Source organism: Duganella sp. sic0402 (assembly GCF_019219065.1).
Lineage (GTDB): Bacteria > Pseudomonadota > Gammaproteobacteria > Burkholderiales > Burkholderiaceae_D > Rugamonas.
The window spans coordinates 125,407-147,135 of record NZ_JAHUWK010000011.1 but is presented as its reverse complement, the minus strand read 5'-3'; the positions used below and the strand labels follow the sequence as shown (position 1 = coordinate 147,135).

The window sequence follows — 21,729 nt, the reverse complement described above, 5'->3', positions numbered from 1 at the left end:
GAGTATAACGGCTGATAGGCTACACTTGTCTGATCTTTACGTTTACTGGAGAAACAAGATGACCCGCAAGACCGCCGCCGACTTTGACCCGGAAGTGTTGAAACTGTTCGACCAGTACGTGCACGGCCGCATCAGCCGGCGCGATTTTCTGTCGTCGGCCACGCGTTATGCAGTGGGCGGCGTGACGGCAGCGGGTCTGTTGACCGCGCTCAGCCCGAGCTTTGCCGCGCCGCTGGTCACGCCGGACGATAAGCGCCTTAACGCGCGCTTTGTCGAACTGCCGTCGCCGCAGGGCAATGGCACGGTGCGCGGGTATCTGGTATCGCCCACCGGCGTCAAGGGCAAATTGCCGGTGGTTCTGGTGGTGCATGAAAATCGCGGCCTGAATCCGCATATCGAGGATATCGCGCGCCGCGTGGCGCTGGACGGGTTTATCGCGTTCGCCCCGGATGCGCTGCACACGCTAGGCGGCTATCCCGGTGATGAGGACAAGGCGCGCGCCCTGTTCGGCAAGCTGGACCAGACCAAGTCCCGCGCCGATTTCGTCGCGGCCGCGCAATGGCTGCAGCAACAGCCAGAGGGCAACGGCAAGCTGGGTGTGGTGGGCTTCTGCTACGGTGGCGGCATCGCCAACTATCTGGCGACGCAGTTGCCGGACCTGCTGGCTGCCGTGCCATTCTACGGTTCGCAGCCTAAGGCGGAGGATGTGCCGCGCATCAAGGCGCAATTGCTGATCCACGACGCCAGCAAAGATGAGCGCATCCTGGCCGGCTGGCCTGCCTACGAGACGGCCTTGAAAGCCGCCGGGGTGAAGTATGAACACCACGTCTATCAGGGCGAGCATGGCTTCAACAACGACACCACGCCGCGCTACGACGAAACCGCCGCCAAGCTAGCCTGGCAGCGGACCATGACCTTCTTCCACGCCCGGCTTAGCTAAGAGCCGGGCTGACACGCTTAGGATTTGGCGAACGCCAGGAAGTCGCTGTGGAACTTGTCTTTATGCGTGTCGGTCAGGCCGTGCGGCGCACCTGGGTAGACGATCAGTTTCGCACCTTTGACGATCTTGGCCGAAGCGATACCGGCGGCATTGATCGGCACGATCTGGTCGTCGTCACCGTGGATGATCAGGGTAGGCTTGTCAAACTTTTTCAGGTCGTCGCGGAAGTCGGTTTCCGAGAAGGCTTTGATCGAGTCGTAGGTGTTTTTGAAGCCGCCTTGCATGCCTTGGGCATACCATGCCTGGATGATGCCTTGCGATGGTTTCGCACCAGGGCGGTTGTAGTTGTAGAACGGGCCCGAGGCGATATCCAGGTACAACTGGCCGCGATCCTTGACCTGACCAGCGCGGATGCCGTCGAATACTTCCAGCGGCAGACCGCCTGGGTTGGTATCGGTTTTCAGCATCAGCGGAGGCACAGCCGAGATCAGGCCCAGCTTGGCGATACGTTTGGTGCCGTGACGGCCCACATAGCGCGCCACTTCGCCGCCGCCGGTCGAGAAGCCGGCCAGGATGATGTTTTTCAGGTCCAGTGCTTCGATCAGCTGCGCCAGGTCATCGGCGTAGTGGTCCATATCGTTGCCATCCCAAGGCTGGCTCGAACGGCCATGGCCGCGGCGGTCATGGGTGATCACGCGGAAGCCGTTATTGGCCAGGAAGAAGGCTGCCGACTCCCAGCTGTCCGCATTCAGCGGCCAGCCGTGGCTCAGGATCACCGGCTGGCCGCCGCGTGGACCCCAGTCCTTGTAGTAGATCTCAACGCCATCGCGGGTGGTGATGGTGCTGGCGGTTTTGCTCACACCACCTTTGCCTGCTGCCACCGGTGCTGCCTCGGCGCTACCGGCAGCCAGCGCGGCCAGGGGAACGGCAACTGCTGCCGCTGCGGCACCAGCGCCACTAAACATTGCGGAACGACGGGACAGGCTGACTTGTTCTTGGGTATTTTTGCTCATGATAGGCTCCGAATTAGTTAGTTAACGATTTAGTTGCGAACTACATGTGATCAATATATATCGCACGCAATTCAATAGCAAGCAATTTTTGAAGGTTTTTATGGGCCGTCCTCGGACGGCCCTTCGTGATTACGATTTGGCGAAGGCCAGGAAGTCGTTGTTGAACTTCTCTTTGTGCGTATCGGTCAGGCCGTGCGGCGCACCTGGGTAGACGATCAGTTTCGCACCTTTGACGATCTTGGCCGAGGCGATGCCGGCGGCGTTGATCGGCACGATCTGGTCGTCATCGCCGTGGATGATCAGGGTCGGCTTGTCGAATTTTTTCAGGTCTTCACGGAAGTCGGTTTCAGAGAAGGCTTTGATCGAGTCGTAGGTGTTTTTGAAGCCGCCTTGCATGCCTTGGGCATACCACGCCTGGATGATGCCTTGCGATGGCTTGGCGCCGGGACGGTTGTAGTTGTAGAACGGGCCCGAGGCGATATCCAGATACAGCTGAGCACGGTCTTTCACCGACGCAGCGCGGATGCCGTCGAATACTTCCAGCGGCAGACCGCCTGGGTTGGTATCGGTTTTCAGCATCAGCGGAGGCACAGCCGAGATCAGGCCCAGCTTGGCGATGCGCTTGGTGCCGTGACGGCCCACATAGCGCGCCACTTCGCCGCCGCCGGTCGAGAAGCCGGCCAGGATGATGTTTTTCAGGTCCAGTGCTTCGATCAGCTGCGCCAGGTCGTCAGCGTAGTGGTCCATATCGTTGCCATCCCAAGGCTGGCTGGAACGGCCATGGCCGCGGCGGTCATGGGTAATCACGCGGAAGCCGTTATTGGCCAGGAAGAAGGCTGCCGACTCCCAGCTGTCCGCATTCAGCGGCCAGCCGTGGCTCAGGATCACCGGCTGGCCGCCGCGTGGACCCCAGTCCTTGTAGTAGATCTCGACGCCGTCACGGGTGGTGATGGTGCTGGCGGTTTTGGTTACAGGTCCGGTGGCGGCTTGCGCTTCGGATGCGCTGCCCAGAGCGGCCAATGGCAAGGCTACAGCGGCGGCGGCGCCAACGGAGCTGAAGAAGGCGTTGCGGCGGGACAGGTTGACGGTTGCGTTCATGATCTTCTTCCTTTTAGTCTATGTATGGATATGCAGTAGTTGTGCTACAGTCGTTTCGTTCTGCAGCTGCGATGGAGTGCATCTTAGGCCCCGAAAAACGTTTGTGGAACAGACAACACTGCAAGCCCACTTTGCAAAAATGCAGCCCCCCCATGCCAACTAGCAACGACTTCGACTGGAACGACATTCCGCTGATCCTCGCGCTCGCCCGTAGCGGCAGCATGAGCGCCACCGGCCGCCAGTTGGGGGTCGATGCCTCGACTATCAGCCGCCGCATTGCAGCTGCGGAAAAGGCGCTCAAGCTGCGCCTGTTCATCCGCGACAACACCGGCTATCAGCTGACCGACGCCGGCCAGGTCTTCGTCGAGCATGGCGAAGCGGTCTACGGCAACGTGCAGAGCATGCTGCAAGCTTCATCGCAGGAGGCCGACGCCACCGCCGGCCCGGTCAACATCACTTCCATCGACTTCCTGTTTGATTACTGGCTGCTGGAGCACGTCCCCGCCCTGCACGCCCAGCATCCCCATCTGCAACTGACGCTGCAGGCGGAAAACCAGAATCTCTCTTTCACCCGCCGCGAAGCCGACTTCGCCCTGCGCCTGGGCAAGCCGAGCGAGGACGCCGCCCTGGTCATGCGCAAGCTGGGCGACATGGGATTTGCCGTCTACGGCCACGCCAAATTCGCCGACACGCCACGCGCCTGCTGGGGCACGCAGCCGTGGATCGCCTATGACGATGCGCTCTCCGGCACCGGAGAGATGCAATGGCTGGCGGCGATGGAGCCGCAGCCGCGCAAAGTCCTCAAGGTGAACAGCCTGAGCACGATGGTGCGCGCCGCACGCGCCGGCGTCGGCATGGCGCTGCTGCCTTGCATCATGGGTGAACAGGAGGGCCTGCAGCGCATCGGCGCTACGGTAGAAGTGCAGCGCGACATCTGGCTGCTCAGCCATCGCGACGCAGGCGGCATCGCCCGCTTTAAAACCGTCTCCGCCTGGCTGTCCCAGGTCTACACCGCCAACGAACAGCTGTTGTGCGGCGCAGCTTCACACCCTTAAAACGCATTCTGCCCCCCGTTTTTTGCAGTTCGTCACATCCCGGTGGATGGACGGATAGGCCTTGTCTATAGTTCACTCAACGCAACGAACTAACCACCCACAAGGAGCTCAAAATGAACATCGCAAAAAACATGGAAATCATCTTCGCCGCTGCTGTAGTCGTCGTCAGCGCCACCTCTTTCGCTACCGCTGCGGTCAACCCGCCAGTGATCGAAGTGAAGGCTGATACGGTCACCATGCCAACCGTGACGGTCACCGCAAAACGCCTGACCGCCGCTGAAAAAGCAGCCCTGTAATTCAATCGACCACGACGGAGCGCATCATGAAAAAATATCTGAAGGCCGCGATGCTGGCGGCGGCAATGAGCAGCGGCGCACACGCCGCGCTGGCCGCCGACATCATCAGCGAGAGCCGCAATGTTGATGCACGCGCTGTCAGAATCGAGCTGGATGGCGTGATCAGCCTCAAAGTAAAACAAGGCGCGACTGCCGCACTGACGATCTACGGCGAAGCAGACGCCGTGAAAAAAGTGGTGGTCGAACAGAGCGGTGAAACGCTGCACATCGGCACCGCAAAAATGAACAACATCAGCTTCGGCAACAAGCGCGAACTGCGCGCCGAACTGACGCTGCCTAATCTGCGCACGCTGACTTCGGCCGGCGTCGGCGCCACCGAGGTGAGCGGCTTCAACGGCGACAGTCTGCGCCTGGCGCTGGAAGGCGCAGGCTCGGTGAAAGTCGATGCGCAATACCGCAACATCGATGTACGCCTCGGCGGCGTGGGCGGCATGACTGTCAACGGCGGCAAGAGCGACAACGTCGACCTGCAACTGAACGGCGCCGGCCGCATCGAGATGACCGGCCAGACCAGGCAACTGAATGCCAGCCTTGGCGGCGTCGGCAGCCTGGATGCGGAACAGCTGCGCGCTGACGCGGTCGATCTCAAAATGAGCGGCCTGGGTAGCGCGGCGGTCTACGCCAGCAACAACGCCAATCTGAAATTAACGGGCATGGGTTCGGCCAAGGTCTACGGCAACCCGACCAATCGTAGCGCCAGCGCTCGCGGCATGGGCAGCGTGAGCTGGCAGTAAAGAATGCGCCGGCCTGCGTGGCCGGGCACCGGAAACACATGGGTGTGTTTTTACCGTCCTGAAGGAGCCCTCTCCTTTCGGACGGTTTTTTTATGGGGCGTGCGCCATCATGCGGTAGATCTGTATGCACGCCGGGCCAATCAATACCAGCATCAGCGTCGGAAAAATACAGAAGATCAGCGGGAACAGCAGCTTAAGCGCAATCTTGGCGGCGGCTTCCTCGGCCAGCATGCTGCGCTTGCTGCGCAAATTATCGGAGTGAATGCGCAGCGAATCACCCATGCTGGTGCCGAAGCGCTCCGATTGAATCAGCATCGCCACCAATGTATCGACATCTTCCACGCCGCTGCGCAAGGCCAGGTTGCGCAAGGCGCGCTCCTTGGTGAAGCCGGCGCGCATTTCCATCAGCGCCAGTTGCAGCTCCTGCGCCAGCGCCACGCTCTTGATGTGGATTTCGCCTGCCACCTTGACCAGCGCCCTTTCCAGGCTCAGGCCCGCTTCCACGCACACCGTCAGCAAGTCCAGCGCATCCGGGAAATTTTCGAAAATCTCGCGACAGCGCGCGGCGGCTTTGTGCGACAGCACCGCGTTCGGCAGGTAGTAGCCGATGCCGGCCACCAGAAATAAAAAATACATCAAGCCCTTGTGCGGCCCGTTCAACAGCAACCCACCACATACGGCGGCGATGGCGGGCAGCCCCAGGGCTAGCAGTGTCTTCGAGGCGAAGTACAACGACGGTGCGCTGGCGCTACGCCAGCCAGCATTCATGAAGCGCGTGCGCAGCGGCGATTTTTCCCAGCCCTCCTCTGGCAAGGACAGGCGCGAAAACGGCTGTGCCGCATGCGCCACCTTCTCCACCCAGCCCGCGCCGACCGGATCTGCACCCGTCTCGGCCGGTGACACCACATCGTTCAAGCGCTCGCGCAACGCCACCGGCGAGAACACCAGCAGCGCCGCCACCGCCAGCCCGGCCGCCACAACAAACACCAGCGCCAGGAACATGATCTGCGATCCATCCATATGCACCTCCATTCAAACGCGGATGCGTATCAGCTTGCGCATCCACAGCACGCCGCCGATCGCCACCGCGCTGGCGTACCACATCAGCTGAATACCGATCGGGTCGGTCCACAACACGCGCACATAAGCGGGATTGGCCACCGCCATCAACATCATCACACCCAACGGCAGCAAACCCAGCACCCAGGCGGACATACGGCCTTCGGCGGACATCACCCGCACCTGCGCCAGCAGCTTCAAACGCGCGCGTATCAGACGGCTGATATTGCCGAACACTTCGGCCAGGTTGCCGCCCGACTCGCGCTGTATCAGCACTGCGATGACCAGGTAGCGCAAATCCGTCAGCGGCACGCGCAGCGCCAGGTTATGCAAGGCTTCGTTCATCGGCACGCCGTAATGGATTTCCTCGTAGGCGAATTTGAATTCGCCAGCGACAGGCTCCGGCATCTCCTCGCCCACCATCTGCATCACATTGGCGAAGGAGTGGCCGGCGCGCAGCGCGCGGCCGAGAAAGTCGGCGGCTTCCGGCAGCTGTTGTTCCAGCTTGCGCAAGCGGGCGCCACGCACACGCATCAGCACCAGCGACGGCAGTGCCGCAGCCAGCGCCAGCAAACCAGCCGCCGGCAGCAAGGGCAGCTTGAGCATCTGCGGCAGCAGCGCACCGGCAACAGCCATCGCCAGCGACCAGCCGAGAAACTGCGCCACCGACCAGCGCACGCCAGCCTGCAACAGCAAGCGGTCCAACGACGCCAGTCTGGTGAAGCGGCGCAGCTGTTTTTCCAGCGCGGGATAGCGGCTGTAAGTACGGCGCTTGAGGATATCCACCCGCTCGACGCCGCCATGGCCGCCGGCCGCCATCAGCCGCAAGCGCTTGGCGATACGCCGCGCCGCGCCGCCATGCGCGCCCGACCACCACAGCCAGGTGCCTTCCAGCATCAGGATCACTGCCGCAAACAGCAGCACGGCGAAGGCGGTAAAGATGCTGTCCATGGCCTTACTCGTAAATTTTGTCGGGATCGAAGACCGTGTCCGGCACCGCAACGCCGAACATGCGCAGGCGGTCGGCAAAGCGCGGCCGTACACCGGTCGCGTAGAAATGCCCCTGTACCTTGCCATGCGCATCCACGCCCTTTTGCTCGAAACGGAAAATCTCGTGCATGGCAATCACCTCGCCTTCCATGCCGGTGACTTCCTGCAGGCTGACCAGCTTGCGCGTGCCGTCGGTCAGGCGCGACACCTGCATCACCACTGTGACGGCGGAGCAGATCTGCTGCCGCGTGGCGCGCGGCGTCAGGTTCACGCCGGCCATGCCGACCATATTCTCCAGCCGTGACAGCGCATCGCGCGGCGTGTTGGAGTGGACCGTGGCCAGCGAGCCTTCGTGCCCGGTGTTCATCGCCTGCAGCATATCCAGCGCTTCCGGCCCGCGCACCTCGCCGAGAATGATGCGGTCCGGCCGCATCCGCAGCGCGTTGCGCACCAGCGAGCGCTGATTCACTTCGCCCTTGCCTTCGATATTCGGCGGCCGCGTTTCAAGCCGCACCACATGCGGCTGGCGCAGCGCCAGTTCCGCCGCGTCTTCGATGGTGACGATGCGCTCATGCGCGGGGATGAAGCCGGACAGCACGTTCAGCATCGTCGTCTTGCCCGAGCCGGTGCCGCCCGATACCAGGATGTTGATCTTGGCCTGTCCCAGCGCCTTCAGCACCTCTACCATCGGCGGCGTCAGGCTGCGGAACGCCAGCAAATCGTCGATGCTGAGCGGGTTGACCGCGAAGCGGCGTATCGACAGGATCGGGCCATCAATCGCCAGCGGCGGAATGATGGCGTTCACCCGCGAGCCATCCGGCAGCCGCGCATCCACCATCGGGCTCGATTCGTCCACCCGCCGGCCCACGCGCGAGACGATCTTCTCGATGATTTTCATCAGGTGCGCGTTGTCGTTGAAGGTAGTCTCGGTCAGTTCCAGCTTGCCTGCGCGCTCGACATAGATTCTGGCCGCCGTGTTGACCAGGATGTCTGACACGCCGGGATCGGCCAGCAGCGGCTCCAGAGGACCGAAGCCCAGCATCTCGTGCTGGATGTCCAGCACCAGGTTGTGCCGCTCATGCTGATTCAGCACGATGTGCTCGTCCTCGATGATGCGCTGGACCAGCAGCGCCAGCTCATGCTTGAACTGCTCCGGCGTCAGCCGCTTCAAGCGCTCAAGGTCGATGCGGTCGAGGATGGTCTGGTGCATGCTCTTTTTCAGTTCCTGATATGCAGCGGCGGCCAGGCCCGGCGGGCCGCTGGCGCCACGGCCCTCATCTGCATGCGACAGGCGTTCGCGCAAGCTCATGTCATCCTCCCTCGTTGCGGCCAAAAATGCGATCGAACAGCCCCCTGCTTTCCGCGACGCGGCGCGCCGCCACCAGCTCCACCAGCTCGGCAAGGCTGCGCGCGACCAGGCTGCTGCGCGACAGCTGTAATACCGGTACGCCCTGATTCACGGAGTCGGTCGCGGACAGGTAATCGTTGGGCACCGTGTGCACCACGTCCGCGCCCAGCGCCTGCTCCAGATCCGCCAGCCGCAGCTTGCCGCCTTTTTCGTAGCGGTTGACGATCAGGCGGATGCGTTCATGCGGATAACCCAGCGAGCGCAGGATGTCCAGCAACCGCCGGCCATCGCGGATATCCGGCAACGCCAGTTGCAGCACCGGATAGATGGCGTCCGCCTGATCAAGCGCACGCAGGGATACCGCATCGATATGACGGCCCACATCCAGCACCACAAAGTCATAGTGCTGCCGCGCGACACGCAGAATGGTGTCCATATGCTCGGGCTTCATGTCGACCGTGCGGTGGGGATCATCGGCCGCCGCCAGCACGCCGAAGTTGGACGCCACATGCACCAGGCAGGAATCCAGAAAGGCGCCATCCATGCGGCTGATCTGCGCGCAGATATCGGACAGCGTCATCGCTGGTTTCTGATCCGAGACATACAGCGTGGCGTCGCCAAACTGGCCATGCAGGTCGATCAGCAGCACCTTCTTGTCCGCCAGCGCCGCCAGCGCGTAGCCGAAATTGGTCGATAAAAAAGTCGCGCCGCTGCCGCCTTTGCAGGAAATGAAGGCCAGCACCTTGCCTTCATGGACGGGACTCAGTCCGGCCGCCACCTCGATGCGGTCTATCGCCTCATGAAAAGCACGATGCGCCAGCGGCAGTTGCAGTACTTCGCGCATGCCGGCACGCATCGCGCGTATCAGCAAATCTTGCTGCGGATCGCGCGTCAGCAGCATGAAGGATGCAGCGGGATACAGCTTGCCCAGCCTGTCCACCATCTCAGCTTCATCGCCGCAGACATCGCTGGCGTCCAGCAACACCAGTTCCGGCGCCTCCGGCAGCTGACGTTCCACCGCATCACGCAAGCCTTTGCGCGATGCGACCAGCTGCACCGCTGGCGTCCGCGCTGATCCCTGCGTGGCAATCTCGGCTTGCAGCAGGCTGTCCTTGCTGATCATCAGCGCTTTCATTTTGCACCGCCCTGCACGATAGGAGGCTGCGGCTCGGCGCCGGCTTTGTGATAACGCTCGTAGGCGGCGCGCGCGCTGCGGCCATCCATGCCGGCGACGGGATCGGTGTTGACGGCGGCGGCCGGGTCGGCGATTTGCCGCGTCAGCGCCAACCGCGTCGCCACACCAAAGCGGCTGTCCCAATGCGGCGTGGTGCTGGCGCACGCGGACAGAAAGCCGGCCAGAAGAATCGCTGGATAACGCATCATCACTCCTTGCTCTCCTGCTCAGTCGGCGCTTCCATGCGCCCACCGAGAAATAATCGGGCGCGGCTGGGCGCGTTGACGCCATCGGTCGGCAGCCTGGTATTGGCCGGCAGCGGTTTCACCAGATGCGGCGTAACGACAAACAGCAGCTCGGTGCGGTCCTGCTGAAAGTCGGTGCTGCGGAACAGCGCGCCCAGCACCGGAAGTTCACCAAGGACAGGCAGGCCGTGGATATTGGTGGTGTGACTATTCCTGATCAAGCCGCCGATGGCGAAGCTTTGGCCGTCGTACAGTTCCACCGTGGTACTGGCGCGGCGTGTGGTGAACAGCGGCAGGATGGCTGCACTGGAGAGGCCACCGGCCGAGATGCCGATGCCTTCGCGGGATATCTCGGATACTTCCGGCGCCACGCGCAGGTTGATGCGTCCACCCGCCAGCACGGTAGGCGTGAAGCGCAGGCCGATGCCGAATTCCTTTTCATCCAGCGTGATCTTGTTATTATCCTGCGCAACCGGCACGAAAATACGGCCGCCCGCCAGGAAGCTGCCTTCCTGGCCGCTGATCGCCATCACGGTCGGTTCAGCAAGGATGCGGACCAGCGCATCCTGCTTGTCTGCGGCAATGACGCCACGGCTGCCGATCCTGAGCAGATTTTTCAAGGTGCCGCTGACGTAGCTGGAATTGAAGGTACTGGCCCAGCTGCCGCCACCCAGGCTGAAATTCACATTGGCTTCCAGCGTTTCCAGCAGCGACTTGGAGACTTCGGCGATCTTCACCTCCAGCATGACCTGCTGCGGTGCGCCGATATTCAGGAAGTTGACGATGCGCGTGCTGGCCTGCGCGGCAGCGGCGGCGTTTTGCGCGTTGGCTTCTTCGCTATGCCTGGCGCCTTCCAGCGCCAGCGGCTTGGCCGGGCGGCGCACGAATGCAGTGGCTAGTTCCAGCACCCGCGCCGCAGTGGGCGCATCGTCAACCGTGCCGCTGAGGACCAGCGTATCGCCAGCAACGCTGACATGGATATCGTGTTGTTCCGGCATCAGCTCGGCCAGCGCCTTCCGCAAGGCAGTGGGGTCGATGCCGACCACCACTTCCACCACGCTGCACAAGCCGCTGCGCCCTTGCACAATCATATTGCTGCTGCCGATGTCGACGCCGACCACGTACAACGTATCCGGCGCCACCAGCAGCGCCTGCACCACGGCGGGATTGCCGACACTACGCGCCTGCACCGCTTCCGGCATGCGCATCAGCGTGGACTTCCCGAGCTGTAGCGATAAGCCACCCGGCTGCGCTGCCTGGCCGGTGCAGCGCAGTTGATCGCTACCGGCTGGCGGCGCGGATACAGGAGAAGCAGCGGGAGCGGCGGCGCGCGAAGGCGCGGCCAGCATCAGCGCGGCGCAAAGCGCCCATGCGTGGAGGCGGGATTCCATGGCGGCTCACAGGCATTCCTGCGAGCGCTGTACGCCCGCGATGACACCGATACAAGGCCGGGCGCGTGGCGCGGCATTGGCAACCTGCACACGCGGCGGCGCGGCGACAGTGGGAACCGGCGGCGTCGCTGGCGCAGCGGGCTGCCCATGCGCACCGAGTAGCGTACCTTTGGTGGCGCCGTCCGTAATGCCAGGCCGTGGATCAACCTGATTGCGCAGCACCAGCGACAGCGTGCCCACGCTGCGCGCCAGGTCCAGATTTTCTGCCTGATGCGGCGTCACTTCCAGCGTCACCGCATTCACCACGCGCGGCTTGGTTTCGTCTCGCCCGACTTCCTGCGCCACCGCCAGCACCAGAATCCGCTCCAGCACAATCTTGGAAATCGCGCTGTCGTTGGTTTGCGTGTTGACGATGATATCGACAAAATTCCCCGGCAAGGCGAAGCCCGCCACACCCACCACATCATTGACCCGCACGGTGATGGCGCGCTTGCCTTCTGAGATGAGCGCTGACAGTCCGCCCAGCGTGCCGGCCGGCGCCAGCTTGGCTTCGCTCAAAGGTTCGTCGCGCAGCACGCTGGTTTTCAGTACGCGGCCCACCAGCTTGGCGCCGTCAGGCAATGCGCCGCGCGGCATGCTGTCGGCCGGCCAGTCGATCTGCCGGAGCATCTCCGGCGCCAGTCGCTGGCCGATACTGACATCGGTCGCTGCCACCACGATCTTGTTCGCTACGCCCGGTCCCTGCCGCAGCAGCCAGCGCGAGGCCAGCGCCACCGCCGCCAGCCCGAACACGATGGCCAACGCCATCATCAACAGTGCGCGCCGGTTTTTCATGCTACCCGAGGCTCCATGGCATCATCCTCGGCGCGCGGCCCGGCACCGGCGAACATGCTGATCCAGGCCTGATCCAGCGTGGCCGGCGACAGCCGCGCCGCTTGCCCCGTGAAGCCGGCGAAGTCCGCCACCCTGGCCGCGATCTCGCGCGGATAGCAGGCCAGCAGCGGCAGCCCGCTACCGGCGTGCAATTCATCGAGCAGATAGCGCAGCGCGGCTTCGTCATAAGCCACACCCAGGCTCAGACACTGCTGACGGAGCAGCGTGCGATAACTGGCGGCGCTCAGCGCGCCCACCGGTATCTTGTAGCCTGCGCGACGCAGCGCCGCATCGTCCAGCAGCGCGGATGGCGGCAGGCTGGCGACAAACACCAGCCGCAGGCGGCACGGTACATGGAAATGATAGCTGCCCGCCAGCGACAGCAGGCTGCGCTGCGCCTCCTGCGCCTGCGCGAAACGGTTCAGCAACTCGGCGGCGGGCATGCGCTGGCGCCCCAGATCATCGACAATCAACAGGCCATTGTTGGCCTTCATTTGCGGAGGCGCGCGATAGCAGCCGCTGGCGGCATCGCGCTGCAGGTCCAGCATCGCCGCTTCCAGTGACGCGTCCAGCGCTACCACCGGCCGGTGGCACAATACCCAGCGTGCATCGCTGCTGCGCCGCTCCGGCGACGGCTGCGCCAAACGCGCCTGGCGTGGCGATGGGGCGCGGTGCACAGCCGCGTCATATACCTGCACGATGTCCTGCCCCACGACCACCGCATGAGGCGTCGCCACCAGTCCTTGCAGCAGCGCGCCCAGGCGGCGCGCCAGTGTCGACTTGCCGCTGCCGGAAGGACCGTGCAGCAGCAAGCTGCGGCCGGCGTACAGCGCGGCGCCCAGCATGTGGCGCACCGGCGGCGCCAGCAAGTCATCGGCGAATTCCGCCGCCAGTTCATCGGCGCCCGGCGGCGGCGCTTGCAGGGCCTGACGCTCCACCATGGCGCGATAGGCTTCCAGCGTCACCGGCGCAGGACCAGCATAAGGGCAGCGCTCCAGCCAGGCACTGACGCGCTGCTTGCCGGCGCTGCTTAGCTGGTACTGCACGTCGATATCGGAGTCGCCGCGCCACGCCACTTCCGCCACATGTTCCGCCACCATGAAGTCGAGCACCTCGCGCAGCACATTGATCGACAAATGCAGCTTGGTGGTCAGCACCGGCAAGTGGCTCTTGCCGCCCAGGTACAGCGCCTTGGCGGCCAGCTCGACCAGCAACTGCTGCGGCAGGCCGGTGTCGCGTATCGACTTCGGTTGTGGTGGCAGCAGCGTATCCGGCTCTGCGTCCAGCAGCTGGGTGTAAGACGACGGGGTGTCGAGGGCAAGCATGGTTATCTCCGCAAGGCATTTAGTTTCGTTGTGGAATTAAGTCTATCCAGCCCTGCCGTGCGGACATTGATATGCAGCAAGCTAGCGTCAGTGCGTCAGTGATGCGTCCAGGCGATGTGCGCCATCGTTCCTAGCGCCACCGCGACGCCGTAGGGAATGTCGCCGGCGCTGGCGGATGGCGGCATCGGCACCGGCAGCAGCGGCACGCCAAGCAGGCGCAACAGCAAGGGCTTGCCGATCAGCCGCAGGTTGCGCGCGCTCTGCCGCCAGCGGCCGCTGATCAGCAACAACAGCAACGCCATCGCACCGCCCACCAGATAGGCCAGCAAGGCGATCTTCAGCGCCGCGCCCGGCCCGCTGAAGCCGCCTACCATGGCCATCAGCTTGACGTCGCCCGCAGCCATGCCGCGCAGCAGATACAGCGGCAGGAATAAAAAAAAACCGGCCATCGCGCCGGCAAACCACTGTGTCAGCGGCGCCCACGGCGGACCGGCCAGCAAATGCAGTAGCAGCGCCAGCAGCAGGCCGCTGAGGATCAGCACATTGGGAATCTTGCGCATGGCCAGATCGGTCAGCGCCGCCTGCACGACCAGGCAGATCAGGATCACTTCGATAGCGTTCAGCATGAGGAGGCTCCGCGAAAAGGCTTTCCAGCCAGCCTGAGGCTGGAAAGCCCTGGTGCTTACGGATTATTGATGCGGTCGGCGATGGCCTGGAAGGCATCGCCCAGCGCCGGCGTCAGCACACCGAACGCGGCCACCACGGCGGTCACCATGGTTGCCGCGATCAGGCCGTATTCAATGGCCGTGATGCCGTTCTCGTCACGCGCAAACTCCTTTGCAATAGCAATAAGCGAGTTCATCTCGTACTCCTTGGTTGGTCTATAAAAAACTCTGGCGCCACACTGCCGCGCCATTGCTTTCCACTATACGGAGCACAAGTTTCTCAGAGTTGATTTCACGCAAGTTTTCCGTGCGGAATCTTTTTTGGTCTATGATGAAGATGACTGTCGGAAAAAGCACGCATTCTCAACAATGTAAGTTCTTTTTCGCACACAAGAATTGCCTCGATTGCAAAAAGCTATTATCCTGATCAGCTGTTTTTTGGAAAGGCAAATGGATTCCCTACTGAAACACATGGTGGACATGACCGGTCACCGCGATCACACGATGCTCGACATCTCTGTGATTTCTGCGGTGCAGGAGCTTGCCCGTGCCAGTCAGGTCCGTGTGCTTACTCTGGCGACTGTCAGAGGGAAGGTCTTTGTCCGTCCGCGTGCCGTCATCCGTTCCAACGAAGCGGCGCGCATGGTCGATACCTCCGACCAGCAACATCCCGGCGATCCGGTCGAACGTTTTCCCGCGCTGGCGCAATGCATCGCGCGGCATGAATCGGGCGCCGACGTCGCCAACGAAGCCGATGAGCACACGCTGTGGCTGCCAATCTGGCTGGGCGATAAAGCCGACACCTGCCTGGAAATCGTCAACCCGACGCCGTACACCAAGGAAACCATCCACGTCATCGGCGGCATCGTCAGCGTCTACCGCAATTTCCAGAACCTGCTGGACTACAGCGAACGTGATTCGCTGACCGGCCTGCTAAACCGCAAGACCTTCGACGACCAGCTATCCAAGATGCTGGCCGCCAGCACCGAACAGGAATCGGTGACGCTGCCCGGCGAGCCGGAGCGGCGCGCCCACTATAACGAAGAAATGCAGTGGCTGGCCGTGGTGGATGTGGATCATTTCAAGCACGTTAACGATAGATTCGGCCACTTATACGGCGATGAAGTGCTGATCCTGATCGCCAACCTGCTGACCTCGTCATTCCGCGCGCAAGACCGGGTGTTCCGTTTTGGCGGCGAGGAATTCGTCGTGCTGCTGCGGTCCGCCACGCTGGACAACGCCAAGAAAATCATCGAGCGCTTCCGCATGAACGTGGCCGCGCATGATTTCCCGCAAGTCGGCAAAGTGACAGTCAGTGTGGGCTTTGTCAGCATCAGCGCGCTGGAAGCGCCAGTGGTCATCCTCGGCCATGCCGACCAGGCGCTGTACTACGCCAAGAGCCATGGCCGCAATCTGGTGTGCCACTACGATGAGCTGGTCAGCGGCGGCTTGCTGCAAGCCATCGAATCCAACGACACCGCCGAGTTTTTCTAAGCTTACGCGACGCTCAGGAAGCGCATCGGATCGACGTTCCACTTGGATGGCGATTCGTGGCCGATGATCTTGTCGCCGCCGCCGAATCCCAGCCCCCGCGACAAATCCACCGTTTCTGGCTTGATGTAGACGTTTTTCTTGGTATGGAAGAATACGTTGACCTTGGGCGCCAGCAGATTAGTTTCATGCGGTTCGATCACCACGCCCAGGCGTCCCGACTCCAGCAGCACCATGGTGCCCACCGGATAAATCCCCACGCATCGCATGAACTCCTGCGCATACTGCGGGTTGAAGTGGAATTTGCTCCACTCATAAATCTTGCGCAGCGCTGCGGCGGCCGACATGCCCTTGTGGTACACGCGATCTGCAGTAATCGCGTCGTACACGTCGACAATTGCCGCCATCTGCGCCAATTCACTGATCTCGCCCTCACTCTGCTTGCTTGGATAACCGCTGCCGTCGCGGCGTTCGTGGTGATGCAGCGTAATATCCAGCGGAATCGGGCCGATCTCCGGCGATTGCTTCAGGATCTTGTAGCCATCTTCCGGATGCTTCTTGATGATGGCGAACTCTTCATCGGTCAGCGGTCCCGGTTTGTTGAGGATGTGATCCGGCACCAGCGCCTTGCCCGTATCGTGCAACAAGCCGCCCAGACCAGCCTGATGGGTCACGTCCGCCGCCAGATTGCGTGAGCGGCAGAAGGCAACCAGCAGCGTGCAGACGCTCACCGAGTGCAAAAACGTGTAATCATCCTTGGTTTTGATACGCAGCAGACCGACCAGCGCGCCCGGATTGCGTAAGATGGATTCGGTGATGTTCTGCACCACCGGCTGGACCTGGTCCAGTTCGATGGCCTTGCCGAGACGGGCGTCCTGCATCACGCTGCGCACCAGCGTCGAAGCCTGGTGGCGGATCTGCACCGCGCGCTGCATTTCCTCGCCCAGCGGCACACGGGTCTGCACCGGCGCCTTGGCGACGAGTTCGACGATTTCTCGCTCGGTGGCTGCTTGCGCTTCCGCCAGCGTCGGCGCATCCTGAACATCCAGGCCTTTGGAGCTGTCTATGACAACATCGTGAATGCCGGCATTCAGAATCTTACGGATTTCATCCTGGCTGGACAGCAGAAAGCGGTTGCGGATAAACGGATGGGTCATCCAGTCGCAGCTCAGATCATGGATATACATGCCGATTTTAAGCTGGGAAGAATCGACTTTCTTTAACATACGCATACCCATCAAAAAGAAACTGGACACTACACCGTCATGCATCCAGTATAACAAAACGTTGCCCACCGGGATTTAAATTTACATGGAACTACGCCAGTTACGTTACTTTGTTGCCATCGTCGACCACGGCTCACTGTCGCGCGCGGCGCTGATTTTGCACGTCGCGCAGCCGGCGCTGACCCAGCAATTGCGTCAACTGGAAGAAGATCTGGGCGTGCAGTTGCTGCACCGTAGCGCCCAGGGCGTGCTGAGCACAGACGCGGGCAAAGTCTTCTATGAGCATGCCCAGGCCATCCTCAAACAGGTGGCCGACGCCCGCTCCGCAGTGGCGCAATCAGCCGAGCGGCCGAGTGGCAGCGTCACGCTGGGTCTGCCGCAAAGCATTTCCGGCGCGTTGGCCCTGCCGCTGCTGACCGCGACACGCGCGCATTATCCCGAGATCACACTACAGCTGACCGAAGAACTAACCGGCAACCTGAGCGACCAGCTAAAGTCGGGCCGGGTCAACCTGGCAGTGCTGTTTGACGACGGCCAGCTGAATCAGTTCACCACCCACGTGTTGGCGGAAGAAACACTGCATTTCATCTGTCGCGCCGATGCGGCCTACGCTCAAGGTGAGCATTCACTTACACTTCAGCAGGCGCTGGACATTCAGCTGATACTTCCTGGTTTGCAACACGGTGTGCGGCCCCGTATCGAAAGCGTGGCGCGCGCGGCCGGGCTCAGCGTCAGCAACGTCATCGAGATCAATTCCATCGCCATTCTCAAGTCGGCCCTGCTGGCGAATATGGGGGCGACCATCCTGCCCACGGCACCTGTCCTGGACGAACTTCAACGCGGTACTTTGCGTGCGCAACCCATCCACAGCCCATCCATTTCCCGCACGGTAGCACTGTGTTCTTCACGCAACATTCCGCTGACCAATGCTGCCTCGGCCATCAGCAAACTGGTGCGACAAGTCAGCGATCAGCTATGCCGTTCGGGCGCTTGGCCAGGAGCAAGCGCCTTGCCCTGAGCAGAATCAGGGTCATCACTTTTTCTTATACCCCTATCGGGATTCGGTATTTCCGTATACGTCAACTCGCGCCCATACTGCATGTAAGCCGCTAACCATGCGGCATGAAGGCTTGAACCTGGCCCGCCTACCCGGCGCGCTCCAGTCCAAGCGCGATCCAACTACAAAAACGGAGACACCGCCATGCCAGACGGCACTAGCTCGCTCACGTCCGTGAGTCTCGACGACAAATACACTTCCACCAACGGCAAAATCTTCTTGTCCGGCATCCAGGCGCTGGTGCGCCTGCCAATGATCCAGCACGTGCGCGACAAGACTTCGGGCCTGAACACCGCCGGCTTCATTTCCGGCTATCGCGGCTCGCCGCTCGGCGGTCTGGATGAAAACCTGTGGAAAGCCAAGCCGCACCTGGAAGCGCACAAGGTGCAGTTTGTGCCGGGCGTGAACGAAGACCTGGCGGCAACCGCCGTCTGGGGCTCGCAGCAGGTGGACCTGATCGGCGAATCGAAGTACGACGGCGTGTTCGCCATGTGGTACGGCAAGGGCCCCGGCGTGGACCGCTGCGGCGACGTGTTCAAGCACATGAACCATGCCGGCACGGCGAAGCACGGCGGCGTGCTGCTGGTGGCCGGCGACGATCACGGCGCGTATTCGTCCACGCTGCCGCACCAGTCGGACCACATCTTCTCGGCCTGCATGGTGCCGGTGCTCTATCCATGCAATGTGCAGGAATACCTGGACCTGGGCGTGCACGGCTGGGCCATGTCGCGCTTCTCCGGCTGCGCAGTGGCTTTCAAGGCGCTGGCCGATACGGTGGAATCGTCGGCCTCCGTCGACGCCGATCCCTTCCGCGTCGAGACCAGGATACCGAAAGACTTCGTCATGCCACCCGGCGGCCTGAATGCTCGCCTGTCCTCCGTGCCGCTGGGCCAGCAGGCGCGCAATCAGGAAGCGCTGATGCAGGACTACAAAATCTACGCCGCGCTGGCCTACGCGCGCGAGAACAAGCTGAATCACACCACCATCGACTCAGCCGACGCCAAGCTGGGCATCATCGCCTCCGGAAAATCCTATCTGGATGTGCTGGAAGCGCTGGAAGAACTGGGCATCGATGAAGCGATGGCCGCCAAGGTCGGCCTGCGCCTGTTCAAGGTGGCGATGCCATGGCCGCTGGAGCCGGACAGCGTGCGCGAATTCGCGCAAGGGCTGGATGAAATCCTGGTGGTGGAAGAGAAACGCCAGTTCGTCGAATACCAGCTGAAGGAACAGCTGTACAACTGGCGCGATGATGTGCGTCCACGCGTCATCGGCAAGTTCGACGACAAGGGCGAATGGGTGGCGCCACGCGGCGAATGGCTGCTGCCGCCGAAGGCCGATTTCTCGGTATCGCAAGTGGCGCGCGTGATCGCCAGCCGCGTGGCGCGCTATATCAGCGATACGCACATCCAGCAGCAGATCAAGGCGCGCCTGAGTTTCCTCGATGAGAAAGACGCAGTGCTAAAGAAGGCCATCAACACGCCCTTCCGTCCTGCCTTCTATTGCTCCGGATGCCCGCACAATACCTCGACCAAGGTTCCGGATGGCTCGTTCGCGCTGGCCGGCATCGGCTGTCACGTCATGGCAACCTCGATCTACCCCGAGTACAACAAGCTCACCACGCACATGGGCGGTGAAGGCGCGCCGTGGATAGGCCAGGCCGCGTTTTCAAAAGTGCCGCACGTCTTCCAGAATCTTGGTGACGGCACCTACTTCCACTCCGGCTACCTGGCGATCCGCGCGGCGGTGGCGGCCCGCGTGAACATCACCTACAAGATCCTCTATAACGATGCCGTGGCAATGACCGGCGGCCAGCCTGTCGACGGCCAGACCTCGGTGCCGATGATTGCGCAGCAGATGGCGGCTGAAGGTGTCAAACGCATCGCGCTGGTGACGGAAGACCTGTCCCGCTACGCCGACCGTTCGGCGCTGCCAGCCAGCGTGTCGCTGCACGACCGCAAGGACATGGACGCCGTGCAGCGCGAGCTGCGCGAGATCGCCGGCGTGTCGGTGCTGATCTATGACCAGACCTGCGCTGCCGAAAAGCGCCGCCGCCGCAAAACCGGCGGGTATCCGGACATCGCCAGGCGCATGGTCATCAACGAGGCGGTCTGCGAAGGCTGCGGCGACTGCGGTATCCAGTCGAACTGCGTGTCGATCCTGCCGAAAGAAACGGAATTCGGCCGCAAGCGCAGCATCGACCAATCGTCCTGCAACAAGGATTACTCGTGTGTGAAAGGCTTCTGCCCCAGCTTTGTCACAGTGGAAGGCGGGGCGCTGAAAAAATCCAAGGTCGGCGCGACGCAAAGCGATGATGGCTGGGACGCCCTGCCCGCGCCGCTGCTGCCGGAATGCGAGCAGCCGTACAACATCCTGATCAACGGCATCGGCGGCACCGGCGTGATCACCGTCGGCGCGTTGATGGGCATGGCCGCACACATCGAAGGCAAAGGCGCATCGGTGCTGGACATGACCGGCATGTCGCAGAAAAACGGCTCGGTCACCTCGCATGTGAAGATCGCGCGCACGCCGTCGCATTTGCGCGCGCAGCGCATCGCCACCGGTGAAGCGGACGTGATACTCGGCTGCGATATGCTGACCGCCGGCGCGGCTGACGCGGTATCGAAAATGCGTCCTGGCCGTACACTGGCCATCGTCAATCTGCACGAGCAGCCGCCAGGCACCTTTGCGCAAAACGCCGACTGGCAGTATCCAGTTGCCGACGTGCGCGCGCTGATCGAAGAATCGGTCGGCGAAGGCGCGACGGACTTCATCGACGCGACCAAGCTCGCCACCGCGCTGATGGGTGATTCGATTGCCGCCAACCTGTTCATGCTGGGGTATGCGTGGCAACGCGGTCGCATCCCGTTGAAAGAGGAATCACTGCTGCGCGCGATTGAACTGAATGGCGTAGCAGTCGGCTCCAACAAAAAGAGCTTCCTGTGGGGCCGCCGCGCCGCCGTGGACCTGAAGCGCGTGGAACGCACCGCGACGCCGGCGCAAGCGATTCTGCTCCAGATGCCGCAAAGCCTGGACAGCATCGTCGCCAAGCGTATGGAGTTCCTGACCGCCTACCAGAATGCGGCCTACGCCAACACCTATTCGGAACTGGTGGCGCAAGTGCGCGCCCGCGAAACGGCACTGGGACTGAGCAATAAGCTGTCCACGGCAGTCGCCAGATACTACTTCAAACTGATGGCCTACAAGGATGAATACGAAGTCGCGCGCCTGTATACCGACGGCCGTTTCGTCGAACAGCTCAAGCAGCAGTTCGAGGGCGGCTTCAGCGTGAAGTTCAACCTGGCGCCACCGCTGTTCGCGAAGAAGGACGCCAAGGGCCGTCTGGTGAAGGCGGAATTCGGTTCGTGGATGTGGGGCGCGTTCAAGCTGCTGGCCAAACTCAAAGGCCTGCGCGGCGGCGCGTTCGATGTATTCGGCTACACCGAGGAGCGCAAGATGGAGCGCGCACTGATCGCCGAATACCGCAACACGATCGTGACGCTGCTCGGCACGCTGACGGCGGATAACTACGCCACCGCTGTCGATCTGGCCGCACTGCCGGAGAAGGTGCGCGGCTTCGGGCATGTAAAAGAAGCCGCCGTCGCCGCCTTCCGCGCCGACAAAACCCGTCTGCTGACACAAATTGACGTTAACGTAAACGTCATATAATCAATATAAAAATTATTAGGGAC

The 21,729-nt window shown here is 62.1% G+C and carries 20 protein-coding genes; 7 read left to right on the top strand and 13 right to left on the bottom strand.

What is annotated here, in order from left to right:
• Positions 1–58: 58 nt before the first annotated feature.
• Positions 59–940, top strand: a complete 882-nt coding sequence (locus tag KW842_RS22575; RefSeq protein WP_218306376.1) for a dienelactone hydrolase family protein — start codon at positions 59–61, stop codon at positions 938–940.
• A 17-nt stretch (positions 941–957) separates the two neighbouring features.
• Here KW842_RS22575 and KW842_RS22570 read toward each other — a convergent pair whose 3' ends face one another.
• Entirely contained in the window at positions 958–1,953 is a 996-nt protein-coding gene (locus tag KW842_RS22570; RefSeq protein ID WP_218306375.1) for an alpha/beta fold hydrolase, read from the bottom strand.
• 129 nt (positions 1,954–2,082) lie between these two features.
• The gene (locus tag KW842_RS22565; RefSeq protein WP_218306374.1) at positions 2,083–3,051 is read right to left on the bottom strand and encodes an alpha/beta fold hydrolase; all 969 of its coding nucleotides are present in this window, start codon (positions 3,049–3,051) and stop codon (positions 2,083–2,085) included.
• Positions 3,052–3,203: 152 nt separating this feature from the next.
• Here KW842_RS22565 and KW842_RS22560 point away from each other — a divergent pair, with 152 nt between their 5' ends.
• The 3 genes from KW842_RS22560 (at position 3,204) to KW842_RS22550 (ending at position 5,196) form a co-directional block, all read left to right on the top strand.
• The gene (locus tag KW842_RS22560) at positions 3,204–4,106 is read left to right on the top strand and encodes a LysR family transcriptional regulator (RefSeq protein WP_218306373.1); all 903 of its coding nucleotides are present in this window, start codon (positions 3,204–3,206) and stop codon (positions 4,104–4,106) included.
• 113 nt (positions 4,107–4,219) lie between these two features.
• Positions 4,220–4,402, top strand: a complete 183-nt coding sequence (locus tag KW842_RS22555; protein WP_218306372.1) for a hypothetical protein — start codon at positions 4,220–4,222, stop codon at positions 4,400–4,402.
• Between the two features lie 26 nt (positions 4,403–4,428).
• Entirely contained in the window at positions 4,429–5,196 is a 768-nt protein-coding gene (locus KW842_RS22550) for a GIN domain-containing protein (protein ID WP_218306371.1), read from the top strand.
• A gap of 90 nt (positions 5,197–5,286) precedes the next feature.
• Here the strand turns inward: KW842_RS22550 and KW842_RS22545 are convergent, their stop codons facing one another.
• The 10 genes from KW842_RS22545 to KW842_RS22500 form a co-directional block, all read right to left on the bottom strand.
• Positions 5,287–6,216: a type II secretion system F family protein gene (locus KW842_RS22545; RefSeq protein ID WP_218306370.1), complete on the bottom strand. Its 930-nt coding sequence runs from the start codon at positions 6,214–6,216 to the stop codon at positions 5,287–5,289.
• A 12-nt stretch (positions 6,217–6,228) separates the two neighbouring features.
• A complete protein-coding gene (locus KW842_RS22540; protein ID WP_218306369.1) occupies positions 6,229–7,206 on the bottom strand; it encodes a type II secretion system F family protein in 978 nt (325 codons plus the stop codon).
• Between the two features lie 4 nt (positions 7,207–7,210).
• The gene (locus tag KW842_RS22535; protein ID WP_218306368.1) at positions 7,211–8,554 is read right to left on the bottom strand and encodes a CpaF family protein; all 1,344 of its coding nucleotides are present in this window, start codon (positions 8,552–8,554) and stop codon (positions 7,211–7,213) included.
• A gap of 1 nt (position 8,555) precedes the next feature.
• Positions 8,556–9,728: an AAA family ATPase gene (locus KW842_RS22530; protein ID WP_218306367.1), complete on the bottom strand. Its 1,173-nt coding sequence runs from the start codon at positions 9,726–9,728 to the stop codon at positions 8,556–8,558.
• The gene (locus KW842_RS22525; RefSeq protein ID WP_218306366.1) at positions 9,725–9,976 is read right to left on the bottom strand and encodes a hypothetical protein; all 252 of its coding nucleotides are present in this window, start codon (positions 9,974–9,976) and stop codon (positions 9,725–9,727) included. The genes KW842_RS22530 and KW842_RS22525 overlap by 4 nt, the downstream gene beginning before the upstream one ends.
• Positions 9,976–11,403 (bottom strand): type II and III secretion system protein family protein, encoded by a 1,428-nt coding sequence (locus KW842_RS22520; protein ID WP_218306365.1) that lies wholly within the window; start codon positions 11,401–11,403, stop codon positions 9,976–9,978. The genes KW842_RS22525 and KW842_RS22520 overlap by 1 nt, the downstream gene beginning before the upstream one ends.
• Positions 11,404–11,409: 6 nt before the next feature.
• Positions 11,410–12,237 carry a Flp pilus assembly protein CpaB gene (gene cpaB / locus KW842_RS22515; protein ID WP_218306364.1) on the bottom strand — a complete coding sequence of 276 codons (828 nt, stop codon included), beginning with the start codon at positions 12,235–12,237 and terminating at the stop codon, positions 11,410–11,412.
• Complete coding sequence (locus tag KW842_RS22510) at positions 12,234–13,601, bottom strand: AAA family ATPase (RefSeq protein WP_218306363.1); 1,368 nt, start codon at positions 13,599–13,601, stop codon at positions 12,234–12,236. The genes cpaB and KW842_RS22510 overlap by 4 nt, the downstream gene beginning before the upstream one ends.
• Before the next feature lie 95 nt (positions 13,602–13,696).
• The gene (locus KW842_RS22505) at positions 13,697–14,227 is read right to left on the bottom strand and encodes a prepilin peptidase (protein ID WP_218306362.1); all 531 of its coding nucleotides are present in this window, start codon (positions 14,225–14,227) and stop codon (positions 13,697–13,699) included.
• Between the two features lie 56 nt (positions 14,228–14,283).
• On the bottom strand, positions 14,284–14,463 hold the full coding sequence (locus KW842_RS22500) for a Flp family type IVb pilin (protein WP_218306361.1): 180 nt from the start codon (positions 14,461–14,463) through the stop codon (positions 14,284–14,286).
• A 253-nt stretch (positions 14,464–14,716) separates the two neighbouring features.
• Here KW842_RS22500 and KW842_RS22495 point away from each other — a divergent pair, with 253 nt between their 5' ends.
• Positions 14,717–15,760, top strand: coding sequence for a GGDEF domain-containing protein (locus tag KW842_RS22495; protein WP_218306360.1), 1,044 nt, complete (start codon positions 14,717–14,719; stop codon positions 15,758–15,760).
• 2 nt (positions 15,761–15,762) lie between these two features.
• Here the strand turns inward: KW842_RS22495 and KW842_RS22490 are convergent, their stop codons facing one another.
• Positions 15,763–16,983 (bottom strand): HD-GYP domain-containing protein, encoded by a 1,221-nt coding sequence (locus KW842_RS22490; RefSeq protein WP_218306359.1) that lies wholly within the window; start codon positions 16,981–16,983, stop codon positions 15,763–15,765.
• Positions 16,984–17,068: 85 nt separating this feature from the next.
• On the opposite strand from KW842_RS22490, the gene KW842_RS22485 reads away from it, so the two are divergent.
• Together KW842_RS22485 and KW842_RS22480 are read left to right on the top strand one after the other, a co-directional pair.
• A complete protein-coding gene (locus KW842_RS22485; protein ID WP_218306358.1) occupies positions 17,069–18,001 on the top strand; it encodes a LysR substrate-binding domain-containing protein in 933 nt (310 codons plus the stop codon).
• 183 nt (positions 18,002–18,184) lie between these two features.
• Positions 18,185–21,706, top strand: a complete 3,522-nt coding sequence (locus KW842_RS22480; RefSeq protein WP_218306357.1) for an indolepyruvate ferredoxin oxidoreductase family protein — start codon at positions 18,185–18,187, stop codon at positions 21,704–21,706.
• Positions 21,707–21,729 lie beyond the last annotated feature (23 nt).

What these genes read in the sequence shown, in the direction of transcription:
- KW842_RS22500 (WP_218306361.1), bottom strand. Translation starts at nt 14,463, where the DNA reads ATGAACTCGCTTATTGCTATTGCAAAGGAGTTTGCGCGTGACGAGAAC.
- KW842_RS22480 (WP_218306357.1), top strand. Translation starts at nt 18,185, where the DNA reads ATGCCAGACGGCACTAGCTCGCTCACGTCCGTGAGTCTCGACGACAAA.
- KW842_RS22550 (WP_218306371.1), top strand. Translation starts at nt 4,429, where the DNA reads ATGAAAAAATATCTGAAGGCCGCGATGCTGGCGGCGGCAATGAGCAGC.
- KW842_RS22575 (WP_218306376.1), top strand. Translation starts at nt 59, where the DNA reads ATGACCCGCAAGACCGCCGCCGACTTTGACCCGGAAGTGTTGAAACTG.
- KW842_RS22525 (WP_218306366.1), bottom strand. Translation starts at nt 9,976, where the DNA reads ATGATGCGTTATCCAGCGATTCTTCTGGCCGGCTTTCTGTCCGCGTGC.
- KW842_RS22565 (WP_218306374.1), bottom strand. Translation starts at nt 3,051, where the DNA reads ATGAACGCAACCGTCAACCTGTCCCGCCGCAACGCCTTCTTCAGCTCC.
- KW842_RS22560 (WP_218306373.1), top strand. Translation starts at nt 3,204, where the DNA reads ATGCCAACTAGCAACGACTTCGACTGGAACGACATTCCGCTGATCCTC.
- KW842_RS22570 (WP_218306375.1), bottom strand. Translation starts at nt 1,953, where the DNA reads ATGAGCAAAAATACCCAAGAACAAGTCAGCCTGTCCCGTCGTTCCGCA.
- KW842_RS22510 (WP_218306363.1), bottom strand. Translation starts at nt 13,601, where the DNA reads ATGCTTGCCCTCGACACCCCGTCGTCTTACACCCAGCTGCTGGACGCA.
- KW842_RS22555 (WP_218306372.1), top strand. Translation starts at nt 4,220, where the DNA reads ATGAACATCGCAAAAAACATGGAAATCATCTTCGCCGCTGCTGTAGTC.
- KW842_RS22485 (WP_218306358.1), top strand. Translation starts at nt 17,069, where the DNA reads ATGGAACTACGCCAGTTACGTTACTTTGTTGCCATCGTCGACCACGGC.
- KW842_RS22545 (WP_218306370.1), bottom strand. Translation starts at nt 6,216, where the DNA reads ATGGATGGATCGCAGATCATGTTCCTGGCGCTGGTGTTTGTTGTGGCG.
- KW842_RS22505 (WP_218306362.1), bottom strand. Translation starts at nt 14,227, where the DNA reads ATGCTGAACGCTATCGAAGTGATCCTGATCTGCCTGGTCGTGCAGGCG.
- KW842_RS22520 (WP_218306365.1), bottom strand. Translation starts at nt 11,403, where the DNA reads ATGGAATCCCGCCTCCACGCATGGGCGCTTTGCGCCGCGCTGATGCTG.
- cpaB (WP_218306364.1), bottom strand. Translation starts at nt 12,237, where the DNA reads ATGAAAAACCGGCGCGCACTGTTGATGATGGCGTTGGCCATCGTGTTC.
- KW842_RS22535 (WP_218306368.1), bottom strand. Translation starts at nt 8,554, where the DNA reads ATGAGCTTGCGCGAACGCCTGTCGCATGCAGATGAGGGCCGTGGCGCC.
- KW842_RS22530 (WP_218306367.1), bottom strand. Translation starts at nt 9,728, where the DNA reads ATGAAAGCGCTGATGATCAGCAAGGACAGCCTGCTGCAAGCCGAGATT.
- KW842_RS22495 (WP_218306360.1), top strand. Translation starts at nt 14,717, where the DNA reads ATGGATTCCCTACTGAAACACATGGTGGACATGACCGGTCACCGCGAT.
- KW842_RS22490 (WP_218306359.1), bottom strand. Translation starts at nt 16,983, where the DNA reads ATGTTAAAGAAAGTCGATTCTTCCCAGCTTAAAATCGGCATGTATATC.
- KW842_RS22540 (WP_218306369.1), bottom strand. Translation starts at nt 7,206, where the DNA reads ATGGACAGCATCTTTACCGCCTTCGCCGTGCTGCTGTTTGCGGCAGTG.